The organism is Streptomyces sp. WAC05292, assembly GCF_003949955.1.
In the GTDB taxonomy this organism is placed as follows: domain Bacteria; phylum Actinomycetota; class Actinomycetes; order Streptomycetales; family Streptomycetaceae; genus Streptomyces; species Streptomyces globosus.
The window spans coordinates 1-8378 of sequence record NZ_RPSE01000286.1 but is presented as its reverse complement, the minus strand read 5'-3'; the positions used below and the strand labels follow the sequence as shown (position 1 = coordinate 8378).

Here is an 8378-nt window from a genome sequence, read left to right as displayed (position 1 = left end):
CACGGCGCCGCCCCGGGGACCGGCAGGGCACACCGCCTGCGAGAGGCGGCGGGCCCGGGGGCGGACGGGCGCGGGGTGGCGGCCGTATCCTGGGTGGGTTTCCGACTACCGAAAGCGGCCGGCCATGCGCGTGTACGTCCCCCTGACCCTCCCCGGGCTCGCCGAGGTGCACCAGGCGGGTGAGCTGGGCGGCGACCCGCTGCGCGCGTACGCCGTCACGCCCGGCCTGCGCGAGTGGTACGTGTCGGACGACGTCGAAGAGCTGGAGTACGCGGCCCTCGGCCGGGCCGCCGAGGCCTCGCTGCGGCTGCTCGCCGCGGACGCCGCCGCCCCGCGCAAGCGCGTCGTCGTCGCCTTCGACGTCGCCGAGCGGGCGGTCGCCCCCGTCCCCGGCTCCGACGGCCCCGCGCTCGGCCAGGTCGCCCTCGCCGGGCCGGTGCGCCTCGCCGCTGCCGCCGCCGTGCACGTCGACGCCGACGACGCCGTCGCCGACGTGGCGGCCGCCGCCGAGGCCGTCGGCGCGGCCGATGCGGGCGACGACGCCGCCCGCCCCGCCCTCGACGGCGCCGAGGACCACGAACTGCTGTGGTTCGGCGTGCAGGAGATCCCGGGACTGCTGGCATGACCGGCGGCCCGGCGTCCGCCCGCCGCCACATCGTCTGGGACTGGAACGGCACGCTCCTGCACGACATCGACGCCGTGATCGCGGCGACGAACGCCTCCTTCGCCGAGTTCGGCTTCGCGCCGATCACCCTGGAGCGCTACCGGGAGCTGTACGTCGTACCGGTGCCGAAGTTCTACGAGCGCCTCATGGGCCGGCTGCCCACCGACGCGGAGTGGGCCGTCATGGACGAGGCCTTCCACCGCCACTACTGGGCCGCCGCCGCGGACGCCGGGCTCACCGACGGGGCCCGCGGGCTGCTGGCGGAGTGGGAGGCCGACGGGCTCACCCAGTCCCTGCTGTCGCTCGCGCCCCACGACCGCCTCGTCCCGCTCGTGCGCCGGTACGGCATCGAGCGGCACTTCCTGCGCGTCGACGGCCGCACCGGCCCCTCCCACACCTCCAAGGCCGGCCACCTCGTGCGCCACATGGAGGCCCTCGCCGCCCGCGGCGTGGCGCCCGAGCGGACGGTCCTCATCGGAGACGCGGTCGACGACGCCTCGGCCGCCGCCCACGTCGGCGCTCGAGCCGTCCTCTACACGGGTGGTTCGCACAGCCGCTCCAGTCTGGAATCAGCCGGTGTCCCCGTCGTGGACAGCCTGGCAGAAGCCGTACGCACTGCTCGCGAGCTGGCCGAATAGGCACTGGCACGGTACGTGGGCCGCGTCACTGCGCACATCGTCAAACTTCCCGACCTGCTTTTGTACAGATCCGGACCGTGACGCGGTGGGGGTGCGGCGAGATAGCCTGGTACCCGTGATCAGCGCGATATCCATCGGGGGCGCCGAAGCCCCCGGCCTGCGCCCGGCGCACGACCGTGCCCGGGCCTTCGCTGGTCCCCGCCGCCGGGACGACGAGCCGATCTTGGCCGAATCCCTCCCGGACGGCTTTCACGACGACATAGCGTCGACTCCGGACGGACCACCCGCTTCGCGGCGCTACGTCATTCCTTCCTTCACCTACGTCACGCAATGGCGCGCGACAGGAGCCAGAGGACATGCAGACCAAGCTGGACGAAGCAAAGGCCGAGCTGCTCGCGCGGGCGGCCCGGGTAGCTGAGCACAGCCCGGCCGGGGGGGTACTTCCGACTGGGGCCGAGCAGGGCAAGCGGCCCGACCCGGACACCACCCTCGCCTATCTCCAGCGCTACTACCTGCACACCGCTCCCGAGGACCTCGTGGACCGGGACCCGGTCGACGTGTTCGGGGCGGCGCTGTCGCACTACCGGCTCGCCGAGAACCGGCCGCAGGGCACCGCGAACGTCCGCGTCCACACGCCGACGGTCGAGGAGAACGGCTGGACCTCCAGCCACTCCGTCGTCGAGGTAGTCACCGACGACATGCCCTTCCTGGTCGACTCCGTCACCAACGAGCTCTCCCGCCAGGGCCGCGGCATCCACGTCGTGATCCACCCGCAGGTCGTCGTCCGCCGCGACGTCACCGGCAAGCTGATCGAGATCCTCGGCCCGGACTGCGACGCACACGGCCCCAGGACCGCCCGCCCGCACGACGCCCTCGTCGAGTCGTGGATCCACGTCGAGATGGACCGCGAGACCGACCGCGCCGACCTCAAGCAGATCACCGCCGACCTGCTGCGCGTCCTGTCCGACGTCCGCGAGGCCGTCGAGGACTGGGAGAAGATGCGCGACACCGCGCTGCGCATCGCCGACGGCCTGCCCGACGAGCCGACCGCCCCCGACCTCCACGAGTACGAGCCCGAAGAGGCCCGCGAGCTGCTGCGCTGGCTCGCCGACGACCACTTCACCTTCCTCGGCTACCGCGAGTACAACCTCGTCGACGGCGACGCCCTCACCGCCGTGCCCGGCACCGGCCTCGGCATCCTGCGCTCCGACCCGCGGCACGACGCCCGCGAGGACGCCCACCCCGTCTCCCCGTCCTTCAACCGGCTGCCGGCCGACGCCCGCGCCAAGGCCCGCGAGCACCGCCTGCTGGTCCTGACCAAGGCCAACAGCCGCGCCACCGTGCACCGCCCCTCGTACCTCGACTACGTCGGCGTCAAGAAGTTCGACGCCGAGGGCAACGTCGTCGGCGAGCGCCGCTTCCTCGGCCTGTTCTCCTCCGCCGCCTACACCGAGTCCGTGCGCCGCGTGCCGGTCATCCGCCGCAAGGTCGCCGAGGTGCTGGAGGGCGCCGGCTTCTCGCCGTCCAGCCACGACGGCCGCGACCTGCTCCAGATCCTGGAGACCTACCCGCGCGACGAGCTGTTCCAGACCCCGGTCGACAAGCTCCGCGAGATCGTCACCTCGGTCCTCTACCTGCAGGAGCGCCGCCGGCTGCGCCTGTACCTGCGCCAGGACGAGTACGGCCGCTACTACTCGGCCCTCGTCTACCTGCCGCGCGACCGCTTCACCACCGGCGTCCGGCTGCGCCTGATGGACATCCTGCGGGACGAGCTCGGCGGCACCAGCGTCGACTTCACCGCCTGGAACACCGAGTCGATCCTCTCCCGCATCCACTTCGTCGTCCGCGTCCCGCAGGGCACCGAGCTGCCCGCGCTGACCGACTCCGACGTCGAGCGCCTGGAGGGCCGCCTCGTCGAGGCCGCCCGCTCCTGGGCCGACGGATTCGGCGAGGCCCTGACCGCCGAGCTGGGCGAGGAGCGCGCCGCCGAACTGCTGCGCAAGTACGGCGGCTCCTTCCCCGAGGGCTACAAGGCCGACCACACCGCCCGCATGGCCGTCTCGGACCTCGTCCACCTGGAGCGGCTCGACGCCAGCGACCGCGACTTCGCGCTGTCCCTGTACGAGCCGGTCGGCGCCGGCCCCGGCGAGCGCCGGTTCAAGATCTACCGCACCGGGGAGCAGGTCTCGCTCTCCGCGGTGCTGCCGGTCCTCCAGCGCCTGGGCGTCGAGGTCACCGACGAGCGCCCGTACGAGCTGCGCCGCAGCGACCGCACCAGCGCCTGGATCTACGACTTCGGCCTGCGGATGCCCGTCTCCGGCAACGGCGACGCCTACCTCGGCGACGACGCCCGCGAGCGCTTCCAGGACGCCTTCGCGGCGGTCTGGCGCGGCGACGCCGAGAACGACAACTTCAACACCCTGGTCCTCGGCGCCGGGCTGACCTGGCGGCAGGCCGTCGTCCTGCGCGCGTACGCCAAGTACCTGCGCCAGGCCGGCTCCACCTTCAGCCAGGACTACATGGAGGACACCCTCCGCAACAACGTCCACACCACGCGGCTGCTGGTCTCGCTGTTCGAGGCCCGGATGTCGCCCGGCCGCCAGGCCGCCGGCACCGAGCTCATCGACGCCATGCTCGAGGAGCTCGACGGGGCCCTGGACCAGGTCGCCTCCCTGGACGAGGACCGCATCCTGCGCTCCTTCCTCACGCTGATCAAGGCGACGCTGCGGACGAACTTCTTCCAGCTCAACGCGGCCGGGGAGCAGCACTCCTACGTGTCGATGAAGTTCGACCCGCAGGCCATCCCGGAGCTGCCGGCTCCGCGCCCGGCCTTCGAGATCTGGGTGTACTCGCCGCGCGTCGAGGGCGTCCACCTGCGCTTCGGCAAGGTCGCCCGAGGCGGCCTGCGCTGGTCCGACCGCCGCGAGGACTTCCGCACCGAGATCCTCGGCCTGGTCAAGGCGCAGATGGTGAAGAACACCGTCATCGTGCCCGTCGGCGCCAAGGGCGGCTTCGTCGCGAAGAACCTGCCGGACCCGTCGGTGGATCGCGACGCCTGGCTCGCCGAGGGCGTCGCCGCGTACAAGATCTTCATCTCGGCCCTGCTCGACATCACCGACAACATGGTCGGCGGGGAGGTCGTCCCGCCGAAGGGCGTCGTCCGCCACGACGAGGACGACACCTACCTCGTGGTCGCCGCCGACAAGGGCACCGCCACCTTCTCCGACATCGCCAACAGCGTCGCGCAGGAGTACGGCTTCTGGCTGGGCGACGCCTTCGCCTCCGGCGGCTCGGCCGGCTACGACCACAAGGGCATGGGCATCACCGCCCGCGGCGCGTGGGAGTCCGTCAAGCGGCACTTCCGCGAGCTGGGCCACGACACCCAGACCCAGGACTTCACCGTCGTCGGCGTCGGCGACATGTCCGGCGACGTCTTCGGCAACGGCATGCTGCTCTCCGAGCACATCCGCCTGGTCGCCGCGTTCGACCACCGGCACATCTTCATCGACCCGAACCCGGACGCGGCGGTCTCCTACGCCGAGCGCCGCCGCCTGTTCGAGCTGCCGCGCTCCTCGTGGGCCGACTACAACACCGAGCTGCTGTCGCCCGGAGGCGGCGTCCACCCCCGCTCGGCGAAGTCCATCCCGGTCAACGCGCAGATGCGCGAGGCACTCGGGATCGAGGCGGGCGTCACCAAGATGACCCCGGCGGAGCTGATGCAGGCCGTCCTGCACGCCCCGGTCGACCTGCTGTGGAACGGCGGCATCGGCACGTACGTCAAGGCGGCCTCCGAAACGCACGCCGAGGTCGGCGACAAGGCCAACGACGCGATCCGCGTCAACGGCGCCGACGTCCGCGCGAAGGTCATCGGCGAGGGCGGCAACCTCGGCCTGACCCAGCTGGGCCGCATCGAGTTCGCCCGCAGCGGCGCCGGCGGCGGGGGCGGCAAGGTCAACACCGACGCCATCGACAACAGCGCGGGCGTGGACACCTCCGACCACGAGGTGAACATCAAGATCCTGCTCAACGCGGTCGTCGCGGACGGCGACATGACCGTCAAGCAGCGCAACGCCCTGCTGGCGGAGATGACCGACGAGGTCGGCACGCTCGTCCTGCGCAACAACTACGCGCAGAACACCGCCCTGGCGAACGGCAGCGCCCAGGCGCACAGCCTGCTCCACGCCCAGCAGCGCTTCATGCGCCGCCTGGAGCAGGCCGGGCAGCTCGACCGCAGCCTGGAGTTCCTGCCGGCCGACCGGCAGATCCGCGAGCTGCTCGGCGGCGGCAGCGGTCTGACCCAGCCGGAGCTGGCCGTGCTGCTCGCCTACACCAAGATCACGGTGGCGGACGAGCTGATCCACACGCAGCTGCCGGACGACCCGTACCTGCGCCGCCTGCTGGACGCCTACTTCCCGGCCCCGCTGCGCGCCCGGTTCCCGGAGCAGATCGCCTCCCACGCCCTGCGCCGGGAGATCATCACCACGCTCCTGGTCAACGACACCGTCAACACCGGCGGTTCGACCTTCCTGCACCGCCTGCGGGAGGAGACCGGCGCCTCCACGGAGGAGATCGTGCGGGCGCAGCTCGCGGCCCGCGAGATCTTCGGCCTGGCCGAGGTGTGGGACGCGGTCGAGGCCCTGGACAACGTGGTCGCGGCGGACGTCCAGACCCGGGTGCGCCTGCACTCGCGGCGCCTGGTCGAGCGCGGTACGCGCTGGCTGCTGAACAACCGGCCGCAGCCGCTGCAGATCACCGAGACGATCGAGCTGTTCCAGGAGCGGGTCACCCGGGTCTGGGAGGAGCTGCCGAAGCTGGTGCGCGGGGCGGACCTGGAGTGGTACCAGCTGGTCATGGACGAGCTGACCGGCGAGGGCGTGCCGGTGGAGCTGGCGGCGAAGGTCGCCGGCTTCTCCTCGGCCTTCCCGACGCTGGACATCGTCGCCATCTCGGACCGCACCGGCGTGGACCCGCTGGGCGTCGCCGAGGTCTACTACGACCTCGCCGACCGCCTGGAGATCACGCAGCTGATGGACCGGATCATCGAGCTGCCGCGGGGCGACCGCTGGCAGTCGATGGCCCGCGCCTCGATCCGCGAGGACCTCTTCGCGGCGCATGCCGCACTCACCGCCGACGTGCTGGCGGCGGGCGGCGGGGACGCCACGCCCGAGGAGCGCTTCAAGGCGTGGGAGGAGACCAACGCGGCGATCATCAGCCGTGCGCGGACGACCCTCGACGAGATCCGGGGCTCGGACGACTTCGACCTGGCCAACCTGTCCGTGGCCATGCGGACGATGCGCTCGCTGCTGAGGGCGCACGGATAACCGCACCGCCGAGCCGGAGGGCCGGGCCCGGACCCCGCAGGGGGTTCCGGGCCCGGCCCTTTCCGCGTCGGGGGGTCAGCCGCCGCGCGCGGAGCGCTCGTACGCCTCGCAGACCTCGGCGGCGGGGCCGTCCATGCGCAGGGTGCCCGCCTCCAGCCAGAGCGCCCGGTCGCAGGTGTCGCGGACGGTGCCGATCGCGTGGCTGACCAGGAAGACGGTCCCGGCCCGCTCCCGCAGCTCCTCGATGCGCGCCTGGCTGCGGCGCTGGAAGGCGGCGTCGCCGGTGGCGAGCGCCTCGTCGATCATCAGCACCTCGTGGTCCACGGCGGCGGCGATGGAGAAGCGCAGCCGGGCGGCCATGCCCGAGGAGTAGGTCCGCATCGGCAGGGAGCTGAAGGCGTCCCGTTCGTCGATGCCGGAGAAGTCGACGATGTCCTGGTAGCGGCGGCGGACCTCCTCGCGCGACATCCCCATGGCGAGGCCGCCGAGGACGATGTTGCGCTCGCCGGTCAGGTCGTTCATCAGGGCGGCGTTGACGCCGAGCAGGGAGGGCCGGCCCAGGGCGTGCACGGTGCCCCGGGTGAGCGGCTGGAGGCCGGCGACGGCCCGCAGCAGGGTGGACTTGCCCGATCCGTTGGAGCCGATCAGCCCGATCGCCTCGCCCCGGTACGCGGTGAAGGTGACGCCCTTCACCGCGTGCACCCGGCGTGCGCCGGGTGCGGGTCCGCCGCGCCGCAGGAGGCGGCTCAGAGCGGCGGCCGCGCCGCCCCCGCGAACCCCCGCGCGGACGGTGTGGACGACGTGGACGCCGTCGGCGATGACGGTGGGGACGCGGGTGTCGCCGGATGCGCCGGCGGGGAGGTCAGCCACGGCCGTACTCCTCCTCGGCCCGCCAGAACCAGACGAACCCGCCGACCGCGGCGGCCAGTGCCCAGCCGGCGGCGAGCGTCCACGCGTGCGGCGGGAGCGGCTGCGCCGCGGAGCCGTCGACGAGGGCGTGGCGGACGAGGTCGATGTAGACGGCGGCCGGGTTGGCGCCGAGCGCGGTGCCGGCCCAGTGCGGCAGGTGCCCCTGGGCGACGACGTGGCCGATGGACCACATGACGCCCGAGGCGTACATCCAGGTGCGCAGCACGAACGGCATGAGCTGGGCGGTGTCCGGGACCCGGCTGCCGATGCGGGCCATGGCCAGGGCGCAGCCGGTGCAGAAGAGGGCCGCGAGGAGCAGGGCGGGCACGGCCAGCAGCCAGCGGGCCCGCGGGGGCCTGCCGAGGGCGGTGAGCAGGGCCAGTAGGGCGCCCAGGCTGACGAGCAGCTGCTGGAAGTGCTGGACGACCGCGGCCAGCGGCAGGCTCGCGCGGGGGAAGTGCAGGGCGCGGACGAGGCCGAGGTTGGCGTGGACGGCGCGGGTGCCGGCGTTGACGGTGCTGCCGATGAAGTCCCAGACGAAGACGCCGGTCAGCAGGAACGGCAGGTAGTCGGGGACGCCGTGGCTCTGGCGCATGACGACGCCGAAGACGGCGTAGTAGACGGCGGCGTTCAGCAGCGGGGTCACGAGCTGCCAGAGCCCGCCGAGGCGGGCGGTGCTGTAGGCGGCGCGGGTCCGGGCGGTGGCGTACGCGGTCACGAAGTGGCGGCGCTCCCACAGGAGCCGGACGTACCGCGGCAGGGGTGGGCGGGCGCCGCTGAGGGTGAGGCCGTGGGCGGCGGCCGGTTCCGCCGGGGTGGGTGCGGCGGCCGCCCACGGCCTCACCC

5 protein-coding genes are annotated in these 8378 nt (G+C 72.9%); 3 read left to right on the top strand and 2 right to left on the bottom strand.

Features of this window, described 5'->3' with window-relative positions; translation table 11 throughout:
• The first annotated feature begins 124 nt into the window (after positions 1–124).
• The 3 genes from EF903_RS24000 (at position 125) to EF903_RS23990 (ending at position 6623) form a co-directional block, all read left to right on the top strand.
• Positions 125–625 (top strand): DUF6912 family protein, encoded by a 501-nt coding sequence (locus EF903_RS24000; RefSeq protein WP_125546439.1) that lies wholly within the window; start codon positions 125–127, stop codon positions 623–625.
• Complete coding sequence (locus EF903_RS23995; RefSeq protein WP_125546436.1) at positions 622–1302, top strand: HAD family hydrolase; 681 nt, start codon at positions 622–624, stop codon at positions 1300–1302. Before EF903_RS24000 ends, EF903_RS23995 begins: the two co-directional genes overlap by 4 nt.
• 356 nt (positions 1303–1658) lie before the next feature.
• The gene (locus EF903_RS23990) at positions 1659–6623 is read left to right on the top strand and encodes an NAD-glutamate dehydrogenase (RefSeq protein ID WP_125546434.1); all 4965 of its coding nucleotides are present in this window, start codon (positions 1659–1661) and stop codon (positions 6621–6623) included.
• A gap of 75 nt (positions 6624–6698) precedes the next feature.
• Here EF903_RS23990 and EF903_RS23985 read toward each other — a convergent pair whose 3' ends face one another.
• Positions 6699–7493, bottom strand: a complete 795-nt coding sequence (locus tag EF903_RS23985; protein ID WP_125546432.1) for an ABC transporter ATP-binding protein — start codon at positions 7491–7493, stop codon at positions 6699–6701.
• On the bottom strand, positions 7486–8376 hold the full coding sequence (locus tag EF903_RS23980) for an ABC transporter permease (RefSeq protein ID WP_125546430.1): 891 nt from the start codon (positions 8374–8376) through the stop codon (positions 7486–7488). Before EF903_RS23980 ends, EF903_RS23985 begins: the two co-directional genes overlap by 8 nt.
• Between the last annotated feature and the right edge of the window lie 2 nt (positions 8377–8378).

Bases quoted from the DNA above. Each gene is read 5' to 3' on its own strand.
- EF903_RS24000 (WP_125546439.1), top strand. From the start codon at position 125: ATGCGCGTGTACGTCCCCCTGACCCTCCCCGGGCTCGCCGAGGTGCAC.
- EF903_RS23995 (WP_125546436.1), top strand. From the start codon at position 622: ATGACCGGCGGCCCGGCGTCCGCCCGCCGCCACATCGTCTGGGACTGG.
- EF903_RS23990 (WP_125546434.1), top strand. From the start codon at position 1,659: ATGCAGACCAAGCTGGACGAAGCAAAGGCCGAGCTGCTCGCGCGGGCG.